Raw genomic sequence first — 15,388 nt, 5'->3', positions numbered from 1 at the left:
ACTCATCCACGGATTTGTAGTCGATCTTGGCGATATGGGTTGTACCGAAACGAGGCAGGACAGGCATCTCGGAGGAGCCCTTGGACGCGTCCCTCTCGACGCCTGGCAGCGGGGCGGGGATGGCCAGCAACTGACTGGCCGGCACCATGGTGCGGAGATAGGGCAGCATGGCTTGGCCGTCCTGGTCGGCCGAGTGATGGGCGACGTACAGGGCGCCCCGGTCGATCAGGGCGCCGATTTCGGCGGCAAAGGTTTGCATCGGTGTACCTCCTTGACTAGCCGGCTCCAGCGGGGCGGCAATAGCCCCGGTCACGCGGCGTTGGTCTTCGCTGGATGCTCAGGTTGGACGCCCGGGGACCCTCGATCTCTGTCCGACCAGTTCGTCTTGGTTCGCCGCGTTACCTGACCCTATGAAAGGTTTAGAGCCATAATTTCGAGGCCGAGGCGGCCGAGGCCGAAAATATTTTGCGAAAGTTGCTCGAGGTTAATTGTGGCGGATGGGGATAATGGCGGATGGGGTGGGATTCCAACCCGCTCCTCCCCTGCCGTCTATACTTCTGGCATTGGCAAATCCGATAGTGGGGGTGCGAGAAAATGAATGCTGCCTTTCAAGAGCTCATGGGCATCCGCAACCGATCCGATGGGGCCGAGGCCGAGATCAGCGGCGCCGACCCGGTCTATTCCAGCCACTTCAAGATCGGCGAAACCGGGGCGGCGGTGCTGGCCGCTATCGGGGTGGCGGTCTCGGACATCTGGGAGATGAAGACGGGGCGGCGCCAGCGCGTCTCGATCGACGCCCGCAAGGGAGCCGCCGCCCACAAGAGCTTTGCCTACCTCGAGGCGCGCCAGGCGGACGGCTCCTACCAGCCTTTCCCCTTGGCCGCGGCCGTGCTTACGACGCTGACGATGACCCAGCCCTATGAGACCCGGGACGGGCGCTGGTTCCTGCCCCATTTCGGGCTCGAGCACCTCAAGGATCGCGTGCTCGGCGTGCTCGGCTGCCAGGCCACGCCGGAAGCCGTGGCCCAGGCCATCGGCCAGCGCGACGCCCTGGAGTTGGAGGGTGCCATCGACGAAGCCAGGGCTTGCGGCGGCATGATACGCGAGAATTCGGAATGGCTGGCGCATCCCCACGGCCAGGCCCTGGCGGCCCGGCCGCTGGTCGAGATCGAGAAGATCGGCGACAGCGACCCCGAACCCTTCGCCGAGGACGACGGGCCGCCGCTGGGCGCCATCCGGGTGCTCGATCTCACACGCATCCTGGCCGGCCCGGTGGCGGCCCGCACCTGCGCCGAATTCGGCGCCGAGGTGTTGATGGTGGCGGCCCAACATGCGCCGCAGATCGAGCCCTTCGTGATCGACCTCAGCCACGGCAAACGTAGTTGCTTTCTCGATCTGGATCAGCCGGCGGAGGCCGAACGGCTGCGCCAACTGGTGGCGGGCGCCGACGTCTTTTCCCAGGGCTACCGGCCCGGCGTGCTGGCGGCCCGCGGTTTCGGGGCGGAAGATCTGGCGGCTTTGCGGCCGGGGCTGATCTACACCTCCATCGATTGCTTCGGCCAGTACGGGCCCTTGCGCCAGCGCGCCGGCTGGGAGCAGGTGGCCCAGGCGGTGACCGGGCTCTGCCACGATTCGGGCTCAGAGCGGCCGGCGCTGTTGCCGGCGGCGGCTTGCGATTATTCGACCGGTTACCTGGGCGCCTTCGGCATCCTGCTGGCCCTGGCCCGGCGTGCCACGGAGGGCGGCAGCTACCACGTCAAGGTCTCGCTCTGTCAATCCGGCATGTTCCTCTACCGCCAGGGCAAGACCGAGCCGCCCGAGCCCGACCTGGACCTGGCGCCGGACGAGCTGGCGGCGTTGCGGATGGAGAGCGATTCCGGCTATGGCCCCATCCGTCACCTGGGGCCGCTGCTCGAGCTCTCCGAGACCACCCCGGGCTGGTCTCGTCCCTCGCCGGCGCTGGGTTCCGACAATGCGGAATGGCTGGCTTAAGTCATCCTGGCGTTGCGCTCTGGCGGCTTGGCCGGACCCTGGTAGAGTGTTAGGGTTGCGGCGCAACAAGAACAATCGTTTTGGAGACAACAAGGGGAGAGGGCCAATGCGTAGACTGTTACATTCTGTTGTCGGCGCGTCGATGGCGATCGGGCTGTCGGTGTCGGCTAATGCTGAATCGGTACTCAAAGTATCGGTTCACGCCGATCTCAAAAACATCGATCCGATCTGGACCACGGCGCTGATCACCGCCAACCACGGCTATACGATCTACGACACCTTGTTCGCGGTCGATGAGAAATTCCAGATGCAGCCTCAGATGGCCGAGAGCTACACCGTCAGTGATGATGGGCTGATCTACGTCATCAAATTGCGCGACGGACTGAAGTGGCACGACGGAGCGCCCGTCACAGCCGCCGACTGCGTCGCCTCGATCGCTCGTTGGGGCAAGCGTGACGGCTTGGGCCAGAGGCTGATGAAGCGCATGGACAAGATGGAGGCGGTCGACGCCAAGACCGTCAAACTGACCCTGAAGGAGCCCTTTGGTGCCACCATCCTAGCGCTCGGCAAGGACATGTCCAACGTCCCCTTCATGATGCCGGAACGTGTCGCCAAGACAGATGCCCACAAGCAAATCACTGAGCTTACCGGCTCGGGCCCCTTCAAGATCGAGAAAGACAAATGGGTGCCCGGCAGCAAGGTGATCTACACCAGGAACACGGCTTACGTTCCGCGCAACGAGCCGGCCAGCAATTTCGCCGGCGGCAAGGTGGCCAACTTCGACCGCCTGGAATGGCACTACATCCCTGACGCCAGTACGGCCCTGAATGCGCTGCAGGCCGGTGAGATCGACCTCATCGAAAATCTCAAGGCGGACCTGGTTCCGATAGCCAAGGCGGCTGAGGGTGTTACCGTCGAGACCACCGATGCCCTGGGCTGGCAGCCCTGGCTGGTGATCAATCACAAGCACCCGCCCTTTGACAACATCAAGGCCCGTCAGGCGCTGCAATGGATGGTCGACCAGGCCACCTATCAGCAGGCCAACTCATCGATCCCGAACTCCTGGCGCACCTGCCCGTCGTTTTTCATCTGCGACACACCCTATGGCAGCGAGGTTGGTGCCGAGCGTGTCATGCAGCAGAATTTCGACAAAGCCAAGCAGCTCCTGAAAGAAGCGGGCTACAAGGGCGAAAAGGTCGTGCTGCTGCACCCGACCGATATCCCGCAGCTTCATTCGGCCAGCCTGGTGACGGCCAACCTGCTGCGCAAGATTGGCATCAACCTCGATGACCAGGCCATGGATTGGTCGACGGTGACCTCGCGCCGGGCCGAGAAGAAAAAGCCCTCGGAAGGTGGCTGGAATATTTTCCATACCGCCTGGCCGGCCAAAATGCTGATGAACCCGATGCTGCATTACGGAGTCGCGGGCACTTGCGACAAGGCCTGGTTCGGCTGGCCTTGTGACGAAAAGCTGCAGGCATTGGGGAAGAAATTCGCTAACGAAGGCGATCCCAAGAAGCTGGCGGAACTGTCCGTACAAATGCAACAGCGGGCCATGGATTACGTCACCTACATTCCGCTGGGTCAGTACTTCTTCTTCCGTGCCTACCGCAGCGACCTCAGTGGCATAATTCCGTCGGTGGCTTCGTTCTTCTGGAACATCAAGAGGAACTAGCGACTTCGGACGAGATTGGCCGCCGGCCCTTATGGGCCGGCGGCCGGTTCCGGGTGAGGACACCACAGGGGACACCATGGGGGAGAACGCCATGAGTGACGAAGACCTTTGTTTCCGGCCGGCCACGGAGTTGGCTGCCGATATCCGTAGCCGCCGCTTGTCGCCGGTCGAGGTGACGGAGGCCGTGCTGGCCCGGATCGAGGCCTTGAACCCGGTACTGAATTGTTTCTGTACGCCGACCCCGGAGTTGGCCATCGAGCAGGCAAAGGCCGCGGAACAAGCGGTGATGAAAGGGCAGCCCCTGGGCGCGCTGCATGGCGTGCCCTACTCGATCAAAGACCTGCAGATGTCGAAGGGCATTCGCACCATGCGGGGCTCGAAGATCTTCGAACACGACGTGCCCGATATCGATACCCCTTTGGAGAGCCGCCTGCGGGCTGCCGGCGGCGTCTTCCTGGGCAAGACCACGACCCCGGAATTCGGCTGGAAGGGCTGCACCGACAGCGCCGTCACCGGCATTACCCGCAATCCCTGGAACACGGACCGCACCCCGGGCGGCTCCAGCGGCGGGGCTTCGTCGCAGGTTGCCGCTGGCCTCGGGCCGTTGGCCCAGGGCGGAGACGGCGGCGGCTCGATCCGCATTCCCTGCGCCTTCGCCGGCATTTTCGGCATCAAACCGACATTGGGCACCGTGCCCTATTACCCCATGCCGACCAACGAACAACTTTCGCACCTGGGGCCCATGACCCGAACCGTCAGCGACGCTGCGCTGATGCTGGGTGTGATCGCCGGCTATGACGCCCGCGACCGCTACAGCCAACCGCTGGGGCCACAGGATTATCTCAGCGGCCTGCAGGCCGGCATCCGTGGCGCCAAGGTTTGCTGGAGCCCGACGTTGGGCTACGCCACGGTCGACGCGGAAGTCGCCGCGGCCACGGAAAAAGCGGCCAAGAGCTTCACCGAACTGGGTGCCGAGGTGGACGACGAGGATCCTGGTCTCGGTGATCCCTCGGAGTTTTTCCTGGTGCTCTACCAGGGCGCCATGGCCGGCGGCCTTTCGCAATACCTGCCCGAGTGGGAAGACCAGATGGATCCCGGTCTGGTGTACATGATCAAACGCGGCATGGAGTATTCGGCGGTCGACTATATCGGGGCGCGTATCCAGCGCTACGACTTCTGCGGCAAGGTCCAGCAATTCTTCGAGAACTACGACTTTTTGCTGACGCCGGCGGTGGCGGTGCCGGCTTTCGAGGTGGGCCGGGTGGCGCCCGACCCGGACGCCATCGCTGCCGAGGAGCTCTTTAAGTGGACGCCGTTTTCCTTCCCTTTCAACGCCACCGGCCACCCGGCGGCCAGCGTTCCCTGCGGCTTCACCAAGGATGGCCTGCCCATCGGCCTGCAGATCGTCGGCCGCATGCACGAAGACCAGCGCGTGCTGCAGGCGGCGGCGGCCTTGGAGCGGCTGGCGCCCTGGGCCGGCAAGCGGCCGACGTTGTCGGCCTGATGCAGTCCGGCGGTCTGCCCCGGAGCTCCGCCTTGCCAGGGCGATAGACCCCGTATGTACGCCTATATCGTACGCCGCATATTGACCACCGTGCCGGTGATGGGCGTGGTGGCGGTGGCGGTATTCCTGCTGCTTCACATGACGCCGGGGGATCCGGCGGCGGTCATCGCCGGCGATTATGCGCAGCCGGAAGACATCCAGCGCATCCGCGTCCAACTCGGCCTCGACAAGCCGCTCTATGTCCAGTTCTTCACTTGGATCGGCAATGTGCTGTCGGGCGACCTGGGCGTTTCGATCTTCTCCAACATGCCGGTCACCAAGCTGATCGGCCAGCGCCTGGAGCCCACTCTGGCTCTGGCCGTGGCGACCATCGTGTTCGCCGTGCTGGTCGCCGTACCGTTGGGGATGATTGCCGCCTGGCGGGCCGGAACGTTCACCGACCGGGCCGTCATGGTGTTTTCGGTGCTGGGTTTTTCGGTGCCGGTGTTCGTCATCGGTTATGCCCTGATGTGGGGCTTTTCGCTCAAGCTGGGTTGGTTTCCGGTGCAGGGCTACAAGCACATCGCCGAAGGTATCGTTCCCTTTTCGCGCTCCATCGCGCTGCCCACCTTTGCGCTCGGCATCATCTTTATCGCCCTGATCGCCCGCATCACCCGGGCCAGTATGCTCGAAGTGCTGACCGAGGACTACATCCGCACGGCCCGGGCCAAGGGGCTGGACAATCGCACGCTGCTGATCCGCCACGCCCTCAAGAACGCCGCCGTGCCCATCGTCACCATCATCGGCATCGGCATCGCCTTGCTGATCGGCGGCGTCGTGGTGACGGAGAGCGTCTTCAACATTCCCGGTCTCGGCCGGCTCACCATCGACAGTGTGCTGCGCCGCGACTATCCCGTCATTCAGGGCGTCATCCTGCTGTTTTCCGGGGTCTTCGTGGTGGTCAACCTGCTGATCGATTTGTCCTACACCGTGCTCGATCCCAGGATCCGTTACTGATGGTCGACACCACACCGACTTCTGCCGCGGCATTGGCCGATGACGACCTCGACCTGGGCCCGCCACCGCCGCTGGCGAGCCGCATCAAGAAATATGCCCGGCGCCATCCGACGGTGGTCGTGGGTACGGCTGTCCTGGTGACCATGGCGCTGATCTCGCTGGCGGCGCCGCTGCTGGCCTCGGACCCCTTGGAGCTCAACCCCATCATCCGCCTCAAGCCGCCCAGCGCCGAGTTCTGGTTCGGCACCGATTTCCTGGGCCGCGAAGTCTATGCCCGGGTCGTCTATGGCGGCCGCATCTCGCTGACCGTGGGCCTGGCCGTGGCCGTCATTGCCACCGTCATAGGGCTGGTGATCGGCCTGCTGGCGGGTTATATCCGGGCCGTCGATGCCGTCGTCATGCGAATAATGGACGGCCTTATGGCGATCCCCGGCGTGCTGCTGGCCATTGCCCTGATCTCGCTGGCCGGGGCCAGCGTCACCAACGTCATCATCGCCATCACCATACCCGAGGTGCCCCGGGTGGTGCGCCTGGTGCGGGCCGTGGTGCTGACCATTCGAGAACAGCCTTACGTCGAGGCGGCGGTCTCGGTGGGCACCAAGCTGCCCAAGATCCTGTACAAGCATATCCTGCCCAACACCATGGCACCGCTGATCGTGCAGGCCACCTACGTCTGCGCCTCGGCCATCGTGATCGAGTCCATCCTGTCGTTCCTGGGCGCCGGCACGCCGCCGGAGGTTCCCAGCTGGGGCAACATCATGGCTGAGGGCCGGGACTATTTTCAGATCGCGCCCTGGATGATCTTTTTCCCCGGCTTGTTGCTCGCCGTCACCGTGCTGGCCGTCAACATCCTGGGCGACGGCTTGCGCGATTCCCTCGACCCGCGCATAGCGCGCCGCATGTAGCCGCCCATGACCGGCAACGACGCACTGCTCGAGATCGACGATCTCAAGACCTATTTCTACACCCGCGATGGCATCGTGCGCGCCGTCGATGGCGTTTCGATCACCGTCAAGCGCGGCGAGACGCTCTCGATCGTCGGTGAATCGGGCTGCGGCAAGAGCGTCACGGCCATGTCGGTGCTGCGGCTCTTGCCCCAGCCGCCGGCCAAATACGAGGGCGGCTCGATCCGTTTTGGCGGCGAAAACCTGCTCGAGGCGAGCGAGGCGCGCATGCGCCAGATCCGCGGCAACGCCATCTCGATGATCTTCCAGGAGCCCATGACGTCGCTCAATCCGGTGATGACGGTGGGCCGTCAGATCGCCGAATCGATCGAGTTGCACCAGGAGGTCTCGCCCCGTGCCGCCAAGGACCGGGCCATCGAGATTCTCGATCTGGTGCAGATCCCCGAGGCCCGCAGGCGGGTCGAGGAATACCCCCACCAGATGTCGGGCGGCATGCGCCAGCGCGTCATGATCGCCATGGCGCTGGCCTGCAATCCCGAGATCCTCATCGCCGACGAGCCGACCACGGCGCTCGACGTCACCATCCAGGCCCAAATCCTCAACCTGATGCTGGAGTTGAAGGAAAAGATCGGCGCCGCCGTGGTGATCATCACCCACGACCTGGGTGTGGTGGCCGAGACGGCCCAGCGGGTGGCCGTGATGTATGCCGGGCGCAAGGTCGAGGAGGCCGGCACCGAGGACCTCTTCGAGCGCCCTTTCCATCCCTACACGCTGGGCCTGATGGGCTCGATCCCGCATCTCAGCGACGCCGCCCGCGGGCGCCGCCCGCGCTTGCAGGAAATCCCCGGGGTGGTGCCTTCGTTGCGCCACGAGATCCCGGGCTGCTCCTTCGCGCCGCGCTGCCCCTTTGTCGGCCCGCAGTGCCTGGAGGCGGTGCCGGCGTTGGTCGAACAGGCCCCGGGGCGGCTGATCGCCTGTTGGGAGTGGAGCAAAGTGGCGGAGGCCGGCCCATGACCGAGAGCGAGGCCAAGACCATCCTGGAGGTCGCCGATCTGCGCAAGCACTTCCCGCTCTACGGCAAACTGCTGAAGCGCCAGGTCGGTGCGGTGCTGGCGGTCGATGGCCTTTCCTTCAGCATCCGCCGGGGCGAGACCCTGGGACTGGTGGGCGAGAGCGGTTCGGGCAAATCGACCGTGGGCAAGCTGGTGCTGCGCCTGATCGACCCCACGGCGGGCAGCATCCACATCAATGGCGAGGATGTCACACGGGTCGGGCCCCGTCGCATGCGCGCGCTCAGGCGCGAAATTCAGATGGTCTTCCAGGACCCCTACGCCTCGCTCAACCCGCGCCTTTCGGCCGGCTCTATCGTCTCCGAGCCGCTGCGCAACTACGACCAGGGCTCCGGCGCCGAAATCGACGCCAGGGTGAAAGAGCTCTTTCTCAAGGTTGGCCTGCGGCCCGAGGTCACGGCGAAATATCCTCACGAGTTCTCCGGTGGCCAGCGCCAGCGCCTCGGCGTGGCGCGGGCCTTGGCGCTGGAGCCCGAGATGATCGTCGCCGACGAGCCGGTGTCCGCGCTTGACGTATCGGTACAGGCCCAGGTGCTGAACCTGCTGATGGACCTGCAGGAAGAATTCAATCTGGCCTACCTGTTCATCAGTCACGATCTGGCCGTGGTGGAGCACATCAGCCATCGGGTGGCGGTTATGTATCTCGGCAAGATCGTCGAGTTGACCGACCGCGAGACGCTTTTCCGCGATCCTCGGCACCCCTACACGAGGGCGCTGTTGTCCGCGGCGCCGGTCGCCGACCCGCTGGTCAAGCGCGAGCGGATCATCCTGAAGGGCGACATTCCCAGCCCCATCGACCCGCCCAAGGGCTGCCGCTTCCATACCCGCTGCCCCCTTGTCGAGGAACTCTGCCGGACCGAGGAGCCCGAGTTCCGCGAAGTGGCGCCTGCTCACAGCGTTGCCTGTCATCTCAGCGGCGATGCCTGAGCCGCCCCGAATAAACTGGCCATGAGAAAGTGCCGGGTGTGTTTGAATCGCTGCCGGGGCGGGGGGATGTCGCCCGGCAACACATGACCGCTAGCTGCAGGAGGCTTCCTTGTCAGAGAAAAAATTCCGTCTGGTGACGCGCAGCGATTTCGATGGCCTGGCTTGTGCCGTGCTGCTCAAGGAACTGGATCTGATCGACGACATCAAATTCGTCCACCCCAAGGACATGCAGGACGGCAATGTCGAGATCAGCGGCGACGACATCACCACCAACCTGCCCTACGTGCCCGGCTGCCATCTGGCTTTCGACCATCACCTCAGCGAAACCATCCGCCGCGGCGGCAGCGAGCCCGAGAACCACATCATCGATCCCGATGCGCCCTCGGCGGCGCGGGTGGTGTTCGACCACTATGGCGGCAAAGCTACGTTCCCCAACGTCGACGACGAACTCATGGTGGCCGTCGACAAGAGCGACGCGGCCCAGTTCAGCCGTGACGAAATCCTCGACCCCAAGGGCTGGGATTTGATGAATTTCCTGATGGATTCGCGCACCGGTCTGGACAGCTTTCGTGAATTCAGGATCTCGAACTACGACCTCATGATGCAGCTCATCGACTATTGCCGCGAGCACACCATCGCCGACATCCTCAAGCTGCCCGACGTCGAGGAACGGGTGAGCATTTATATGGAGCACGAGGCCCAGTTCAAGGCTCAGCTCGAACGCTGCGCCACCGTGAACGACAACCTGGTGGTGCTGGACCTGCGCGAAGAGGAAACCATCTTCGCCGGCAACCGCTTCGTCATTTACGCCGTTTTCCCCCAGTGCAACATCTCGATCCATGTGCTCTGGGGGCTGAAGCAGCAGAACACCGTCTTCGCCATCGGCAAGTCGATCCTCGACCGCTCATCGCAGACCAACGTCGGCGAACTCTGCCTGGCCTACGACGGCGGCGGCCACGTCGCCGCCGGCACCTGCCAGATCGAAAACGACAAGGCCGCGGACGTACTGTCCGAACTGGTGGAGAAGATCACCGCCGACGGTTAGCCGGCGGCAGTTTCCACAATCGCTCGGCATTGCCGTGAGCCAAGGCGTGGGCCACGGCATCGGGCAGTGCCGCCAGGGCAGTGCGCCACACTGCGACCTGGGGCAGGAATTTCTGCTCCCAATGGAAATGGAAGACGTTGTCGAAGGCCAGCACGAAGCGGTCGGGGTAGGCCAGCACCAGCTTGCGCCAGCGCGGCGCCAATTTCTGACCTGAGAACATGCGCGTCCAAGGCAGCCGCGAGGCTTGGATGGTGACAGGGTTGCTGTGCGAGGTGACGAAAAAGAGATTGCTGTGCAGCGGCAACAGCCGGGCGGCATCGTCGGCCTTGAGCTGGCCCATGTGGATGAGACCGATGGCGACGTCGCGGTTGGTCGCCAGAAAGGCCTCGAACTTCTTCATGTAGCGCTCTTTGTCCCAGTCCATGGCGGCGAACTCGATGTGGGCAAGGTGTATGGCCAGCCCATTTTTCGGGCCGCCGCGAGGAAGGGCTGGAGGCGCTTGTCGTCGGGGTCCATGGCGGCCTTGCCGGCGCCCACGCCCTTTTTGGCGGCGTGCCACATAATGATCTCGGCCAGGGCGCCAAATTTGGCGCTCTGCATCTCCTTCTTGAAGATCCGGGGAAAGCCGCCGGAGTTCTTGATGAAGGCCCGGGTCTTGGTCTTGGCGGCCGGGATGATGCGCCCGGGGTGGCGCTCGGCCAGGCCCACGACGTCGCTCGAGGGTTGCTTGAAGCGCGCCGACAGCACCACCTGGGCGACACCGGCCTGGTCCAGCAGCGGCACGATGCTGTCGAGATTTGTGCGCCGGTCGATCTGGCTGTGGACGTCGATCATGGGGCCTTGCCAGGGTTCGGCGGCCGGTGCCGGCGTCGGCGCCAACAGCAGGGCAGCCAGGGTCGCCGTCGCAAGGTACCTCATGGTGAGAACTCCTCGAATGCCTCGGCGTAATCCGGGTGCCAGCGCGACAGCGGCGGCCGCCCTTCGATGACGTCACCGGCAGCCCACAGCAGGCGCTTGCGGTCCATCTCGGGCGTCACCTCGTTGTCGGCGCAGACGAGATAGAAGTCGCCGCTCTGCAAACCCGCCTCCAGTACCTCGACGACTTGTTCGGGCAGCCAGGCGCCGGGCTTGTGCTCACGCTTGCCGGTAGTGGTCCAGCCCGGCACCAGCAGATGCGCCGTGACCAGGCAATCAGGGGTGTTGCGCAGCTCGTGCTGCAGGCACTCGGCATAGGTCTTCAATGCCGCCTTGCCGACGTTGTAGGGCGTGTTGCCCGGCGGATTGGTCAGGCCCTGCTTGGAGCCGGTGATGACCACGCGGCAGGGCGTAGCCTGTTCGATCATGCCCGGCACGAAGGTCTGCACCCCGTGGATCACGCCCCACATGTTGACGGAAATGGATTGCTGCCAGGCCTCGGCCCTGCCCAGGGCATCGCCGCTGGCCCGGGTGGCGGCGTTGTTCATCAGTAGCCCGACCTCGCCGAAGTGCTTCAGCACTGCCTCGCGGAGGCCTTCTATGTCTGCCAGCCGGGCCACGTCGGTGGGCTGGGCCAGCACGTCGGCAGCGCCACCCGGCGCCAGTTCGGCCACCTCGGCTGCGGCCTCGGCCAGATCGTCCTCGACCACGTCGGCCAGACAAACTTTCATGCCAAGCTCGGCAAAGCGCCGGCAGGCCGCCCGGCCGATGCCGTTGGCCGCCCCCGTCACCACGGCAACCCGGCCGGCCCGCAGTACCGCATCGTCCATTTCATTGCCCTATTTTTTGGCTGCCCCGTGATCCTATGTTGCGGTGCGCCGGGGCGGACCATAGCATGCGGCGGGGGAACATCAGGAGACTAGACATGCAAACCCAACACGCCGACGTCTGGATCATCGGCTCGGGCGCGGCCGGGCTGACGGCGGCCATCGCCGCCCGCCAGGCCGGGGCCGAGGTCGGCGTGGTGGGCAAGAGCACGCCCGGCCGCGGCACTTCGACGACCATGGCCGTGGGGGTATTCGCCGGGCCCTGGGAGGGCATGTCGGCGAGCGCCTACAAAGAACTTTCGCTGGCCAATGGGCGCGGCCTCTCACAGCCCGAGCTGCTGGACGTGATGGCCAGCGATGCCGCCGATCGTTTCCAGGACCTGATGGACTGGGGTATGAACTCGAAGTCGGAGGAAGGCCACTTCCTGGCCCAGCCCGAGGACCCGACGGCCGACCGCGCGCCCATGTGGGGCCGCGAGATCGTGCGCACCCAGGTCGCCAAAGCGGAAGAGCTCGGCGTGCGTTTCGTCGACAAATGCCTGGTGCGGCGAATAGATTCGGGTCCGGACGGCGTCTGCCTGAGTATTTTTTCGGCGGAACACGGCTGGGCTGAGCTGCGTGGCGGCGCCGTGGTGCTGGCGGCGGGCGGGGCAGGGGGGCTTTATCTTCATCACGACAATCCCCAGCGCATGACCGGCGATGCCTATGCGCTCGCCCTGGAGGCCGGGGCCACGCTGCAGGACATGGAGTTCGTGCAGTTCTATCCCCTGGCCATCAATGAGCCCAAGCTTCCCACCTTCCTGCTCGAGGCGGACGTCGCCGACTTGGGCCGCATCATCAACGACGCCGGCGAGGACGTGCTGGAGAAATACGGCATCACCCAGCGCCCGGTGGCCCACCATGCCCGGGATACCATGTCGCAGGCGATGTTTCACGAGATCGCCGTCGAGGGCAACGAGGTGCTGCTCGACCTCACCGTGGCGGACCGCGGGAAATGGCGCGCCAATCCGGTGCTGGCCACCAAGGAGGCCTATTTCGCCCGCCGCTTCAAAGCCTTCGAACGGCCCTTGCGCATCTCGCCGGTGGCTCATTTCGCGGTCGGCGGCGCCGCTATCGACACGCAAGGTGCGACCGACCAGCCCGGCCTCTATGCCGCCGGCGAGGCGGCCGGCGGCCTGCACGGTGCCAATCGCATGGGCGGCAACGCGCTCACCGAATGCGTCGTCTTCGGCCACCGCGCCGGCCTGGCCGCGGCGGCCTGGGCCGCAGGGCGCGACCAGGGCCGGGCCGTGGTGGCCGGCGAGGCGGGTGACGGCCCAGGCCGGCGAGCCGCGCGCCGATGCCGACGCCCTCAAGCACGAATTGCGCGACGCCATGTGGCGCCACGGCGGTATCGTGCGCGAGGCCGCCGGCCTCGAGGAGGGGCTTGTGCTGGTGCGAGAGATCAGTGAACAGGCGCACCGTATTCGCGGCGTCAACGATCCGGCAATGATGGAGAAATTTCTCGAGCTGCAACTGGCCTGCGGCACCGCGCGCCTCATCCTCGAGGCCGCCGCCCGGCGCCAGGAAAGCCGCGGCGCCCATGCCCGCAGCGATTTTCCCCAGAGCGACGACGCCAACTGGTTGGGCCACCTGCGGGTGATGCGCGAGAACGGCGAGGCGCGCTGGTCGTTCAGGGAAATTGCGCCGGCCTGAGGCCGCCTTTCCCCTTTTCCCCCGGCCCCGCAGTTGCCATGATGGCCGGGCGTCGGCGAGCCGCCGGCGGTTCAGGAGAGCAGTATGGATTCGTCTGAATTGTTGCAACAGATTCGCCGCGGCGTGATCGGCCACGGCCAGATGCTCGATGGCCCCTATGGGCCCCGGCGTTTGGTCTACGCCGATTATACGGCTTCGGGGCGGGCGCTCTCGTTCGTCGAGGACGCCATCCGCGACATCGTGCTGCCGCTATATGCCAATACCCACACCGAGACCTCGGGCACCGGGCGCCAGACCACGGGCTTTCGCGAGGATGCCCGGCGGCTGATCCTCGTGTCGGTGGGCGGCGACGAGGAACGCGACGCCGTGATCTTTTGCGGTGCCGGCTGTACCGGTACGGTCGACAAGTTCATCAACATCTGCGGCTTGAGACTGCCGGCGGCGCTGGATGATCGTTACGGCTTTGCCAAGCAGATCCCCGACGACCAGCGGCCGGTGATCTTCATCGGGCCTTATGAGCACCATTCCAACGAGCTTCTCTGGCGCGAGACCATTGCCGAGGTGGTGGTGATCGAGGAAGACGCGGGCGGCAACGTCGATCTCGCCCACCTGCAGCGCGAACTCGAACGCTACCAGGGGCGGCCGCTGCGTATCGGCTCCTTTTCCGCCGCCTCCAACGTCACCGGCATCATCACCCGTAGCACCGAGGTGACGACGCTGCTGCACCGCTTTGGCGCCATTGCGGCCTGGGACTATGCCGCCGCCGCACCCTATGTGCCCATCAACATGAACGCCGCGCCGGGAGAGGAAAGCCCGGCCGACAAGGACGTGCTGTTCATCTCGCCGCACAAGTTCGTCGGCGGCCCCGGCACGCCCGGTGTGCTGGTGGTCAAGAGAAGGCTGCTCAGCCATCGCGTGCCGGTGGTGCCGGGCGGCGGCACGGTGGCCTACGTCAATGCCCACGAGCACCGCTATATCGACGACCTGGTGCACCGCGAAGAGGGCGGCACGCCGGAAATCGTCGGCTCGATCCGGGCCGGCCTGGTCTTTCGCCTGAAGCAGGAGGTCGGCGCCGAGGCCATCTTCGCCCACGAGACCGAGCTTGCCCGCCAGGCCATCGAACGCTGGTCGGAAAATCCCAACATCGAGATTCTGGGCAGCCTCAGTGCCGCTCGGCTGCCCATCATCTCCTTCCTGGTGCGCCACCAGGGCCGGTATTTGCATTATGATTTCGTGGTGGCGCTCTTGAACGACCTGTTCGGCATCCAATCTCGTGGTGGCTGTTCCTGCGCCGGGCCCTACGGGCATCGCCTGCTGGGCATCGATCTCGAGACCTCGAAGCAATACGAAAAGCAGATCGTCGCCGGCTGCGAACTGGTGAAGCCCGGCTGGACCCGGCTGGGCTTCAATTATTTCAACTCGGAGGCCGAGATCGAGCTCATCATCGAGGCCGTCGACTGGATCGCCCGCGAGGGCTGGAAACTGTTGCCGGAATACGATTTCGATACCGTCTCGGGGGCCTGGTGGCACCGTAGCCGGACCGCGGCGGTGCGCCGGCTCGATGATATCCCGCTGCTCGAAGGGGCCGGCGCCGCCGGTGCCCTGGCGCCGGCAGTCTCGATGGACGGGGTGGTGGCCGAGGCCGACCGGCTGGCGGCAACAGTCCAGGGACGCCAGGACCAAGCGCCGTGCTGTTGCGAACTGGCGCCCGAGGCGGAAAAGCTGCGCTGGTTCCGCCTGCCCGAAGAGGTGGCGGAAGAGATGGCCGAAGCGCGGCGATAAATCGCCAACCAGGCCATGATCCGGTGAGAAATGAGGGTTAAGACCCCACCTGGCC

Annotated in this window: 15 protein-coding genes; 11 read left to right on the top strand and 4 right to left on the bottom strand. The window is 65.1% G+C overall.

The window, feature by feature from the left end; translation table 11 throughout:
* On the bottom strand, positions 1 to 259 hold a 259-nt coding region (locus QGG75_19870; GenBank protein MDP6069488.1), incomplete at its 3' end, for a hypothetical protein.
* A 335-nt stretch (positions 260 to 594) separates the two neighbouring features.
* Between QGG75_19870 and QGG75_19865 the strand changes: the two genes are divergently transcribed.
* From QGG75_19865 to QGG75_19830, 8 genes are all read left to right on the top strand, one after another.
* Positions 595 to 1,992, top strand: coding sequence for a CoA transferase (locus QGG75_19865; GenBank protein MDP6069487.1), 1,398 nt, complete (start codon positions 595 to 597; stop codon positions 1,990 to 1,992).
* 142 nt (positions 1,993 to 2,134) lie between these two features.
* A complete protein-coding gene (locus QGG75_19860) occupies positions 2,135 to 3,667 on the top strand; it encodes an ABC transporter substrate-binding protein (GenBank protein ID MDP6069486.1) in 1,533 nt (510 codons plus the stop codon).
* A 91-nt stretch (positions 3,668 to 3,758) separates the two neighbouring features.
* A complete protein-coding gene (locus tag QGG75_19855) occupies positions 3,759 to 5,171 on the top strand; it encodes an amidase (protein MDP6069485.1) in 1,413 nt (470 codons plus the stop codon).
* Positions 5,172 to 5,225: 54 nt separating this feature from the next.
* Positions 5,226 to 6,167: an ABC transporter permease gene (locus QGG75_19850; protein MDP6069484.1), complete on the top strand. Its 942-nt coding sequence runs from the start codon at positions 5,226 to 5,228 to the stop codon at positions 6,165 to 6,167.
* Positions 6,167 to 7,072 (top strand): ABC transporter permease, encoded by a 906-nt coding sequence (locus QGG75_19845; GenBank protein MDP6069483.1) that lies wholly within the window; start codon positions 6,167 to 6,169, stop codon positions 7,070 to 7,072. Before QGG75_19850 ends, QGG75_19845 begins: the two co-directional genes overlap by 1 nt.
* Before the next feature lie 6 nt (positions 7,073 to 7,078).
* The gene (locus QGG75_19840) at positions 7,079 to 8,086 is read left to right on the top strand and encodes an ABC transporter ATP-binding protein (GenBank protein ID MDP6069482.1); all 1,008 of its coding nucleotides are present in this window, start codon (positions 7,079 to 7,081) and stop codon (positions 8,084 to 8,086) included.
* Entirely contained in the window at positions 8,083 to 9,069 is a 987-nt protein-coding gene (locus QGG75_19835; protein MDP6069481.1) for a dipeptide ABC transporter ATP-binding protein, read from the top strand. Before QGG75_19840 ends, QGG75_19835 begins: the two co-directional genes overlap by 4 nt.
* Positions 9,070 to 9,178: 109 nt before the next feature.
* Positions 9,179 to 10,114: an exopolyphosphatase gene (locus tag QGG75_19830; GenBank protein MDP6069480.1), complete on the top strand. Its 936-nt coding sequence runs from the start codon at positions 9,179 to 9,181 to the stop codon at positions 10,112 to 10,114.
* On the opposite strand, the gene QGG75_19825 is transcribed toward QGG75_19830, so the two are convergent.
* Genes QGG75_19825 through QGG75_19815 form a run of 3 tightly spaced genes read right to left on the bottom strand, consistent with a single transcriptional unit; the run spans position 10,098 to position 11,859 of the window.
* The gene (locus QGG75_19825; protein ID MDP6069479.1) at positions 10,098 to 10,538 is read right to left on the bottom strand and encodes a hypothetical protein; all 441 of its coding nucleotides are present in this window, start codon (positions 10,536 to 10,538) and stop codon (positions 10,098 to 10,100) included. The two genes, QGG75_19830 and QGG75_19825, sit on opposite strands and share 17 nt — an antisense overlap.
* Positions 10,511 to 11,032, bottom strand: coding sequence for a hypothetical protein (locus QGG75_19820; GenBank protein ID MDP6069478.1), 522 nt, complete (start codon positions 11,030 to 11,032; stop codon positions 10,511 to 10,513). Before QGG75_19820 ends, QGG75_19825 begins: the two co-directional genes overlap by 28 nt.
* Positions 11,029 to 11,859 carry an SDR family NAD(P)-dependent oxidoreductase gene (locus tag QGG75_19815; protein MDP6069477.1) on the bottom strand — a complete coding sequence of 277 codons (831 nt, stop codon included), beginning with the start codon at positions 11,857 to 11,859 and terminating at the stop codon, positions 11,029 to 11,031. The genes QGG75_19820 and QGG75_19815 overlap by 4 nt, the downstream gene beginning before the upstream one ends.
* A gap of 95 nt (positions 11,860 to 11,954) precedes the next feature.
* Here QGG75_19815 and QGG75_19810 point away from each other — a divergent pair, with 95 nt between their 5' ends.
* The 3 genes from QGG75_19810 to QGG75_19800 all read left to right on the top strand — a co-directional run bounded on the left by QGG75_19810 (position 11,955) and on the right by QGG75_19800 (position 15,333).
* Entirely contained in the window at positions 11,955 to 13,307 is a 1,353-nt protein-coding gene (locus tag QGG75_19810) for an FAD-dependent oxidoreductase (GenBank protein ID MDP6069476.1), read from the top strand.
* A complete protein-coding gene (locus QGG75_19805) occupies positions 13,231 to 13,551 on the top strand; it encodes a hypothetical protein (GenBank protein ID MDP6069475.1) in 321 nt (106 codons plus the stop codon). The genes QGG75_19810 and QGG75_19805 overlap by 77 nt, the downstream gene beginning before the upstream one ends.
* Positions 13,552 to 13,635: 84 nt before the next feature.
* Positions 13,636 to 15,333, top strand: a complete 1,698-nt coding sequence (locus QGG75_19800) for an aminotransferase class V-fold PLP-dependent enzyme (protein MDP6069474.1) — start codon at positions 13,636 to 13,638, stop codon at positions 15,331 to 15,333.
* Positions 15,334 to 15,388: the final 55 nt, after the last annotated feature.

Source organism: Alphaproteobacteria bacterium (genome assembly GCA_030740435.1).
Lineage (GTDB): Bacteria > Pseudomonadota > Alphaproteobacteria > UBA2966 > UBA2966.
This window is presented reverse-complemented; position numbering and strand designations above follow the sequence as displayed.

What these genes read in the sequence shown, in the direction of transcription:
- QGG75_19865 (MDP6069487.1), top strand. Translation starts at nt 595, where the DNA reads ATGAATGCTGCCTTTCAAGAGCTCATGGGCATCCGCAACCGATCCGAT.
- QGG75_19860 (MDP6069486.1), top strand. Translation starts at nt 2,135, where the DNA reads ATGGCGATCGGGCTGTCGGTGTCGGCTAATGCTGAATCGGTACTCAAA.
- QGG75_19855 (MDP6069485.1), top strand. Translation starts at nt 3,759, where the DNA reads ATGAGTGACGAAGACCTTTGTTTCCGGCCGGCCACGGAGTTGGCTGCC.
- QGG75_19850 (MDP6069484.1), top strand. Translation starts at nt 5,226, where the DNA reads ATGTACGCCTATATCGTACGCCGCATATTGACCACCGTGCCGGTGATG.
- QGG75_19845 (MDP6069483.1), top strand. Translation starts at nt 6,167, where the DNA reads ATGGTCGACACCACACCGACTTCTGCCGCGGCATTGGCCGATGACGAC.
- QGG75_19840 (MDP6069482.1), top strand. Translation starts at nt 7,079, where the DNA reads ATGACCGGCAACGACGCACTGCTCGAGATCGACGATCTCAAGACCTAT.
- QGG75_19835 (MDP6069481.1), top strand. Translation starts at nt 8,083, where the DNA reads ATGACCGAGAGCGAGGCCAAGACCATCCTGGAGGTCGCCGATCTGCGC.
- QGG75_19825 (MDP6069479.1), bottom strand. Translation starts at nt 10,538, where the DNA reads ATGGACTGGGACAAAGAGCGCTACATGAAGAAGTTCGAGGCCTTTCTG.
- QGG75_19820 (MDP6069478.1), bottom strand. Translation starts at nt 11,032, where the DNA reads ATGAGGTACCTTGCGACGGCGACCCTGGCTGCCCTGCTGTTGGCGCCG.
- QGG75_19815 (MDP6069477.1), bottom strand. Translation starts at nt 11,859, where the DNA reads ATGGACGATGCGGTACTGCGGGCCGGCCGGGTTGCCGTGGTGACGGGG.
- QGG75_19810 (MDP6069476.1), top strand. Translation starts at nt 11,955, where the DNA reads ATGCAAACCCAACACGCCGACGTCTGGATCATCGGCTCGGGCGCGGCC.
- QGG75_19805 (MDP6069475.1), top strand. Translation starts at nt 13,231, where the DNA reads ATGTGGCGCCACGGCGGTATCGTGCGCGAGGCCGCCGGCCTCGAGGAG.
- QGG75_19800 (MDP6069474.1), top strand. Translation starts at nt 13,636, where the DNA reads ATGGATTCGTCTGAATTGTTGCAACAGATTCGCCGCGGCGTGATCGGC.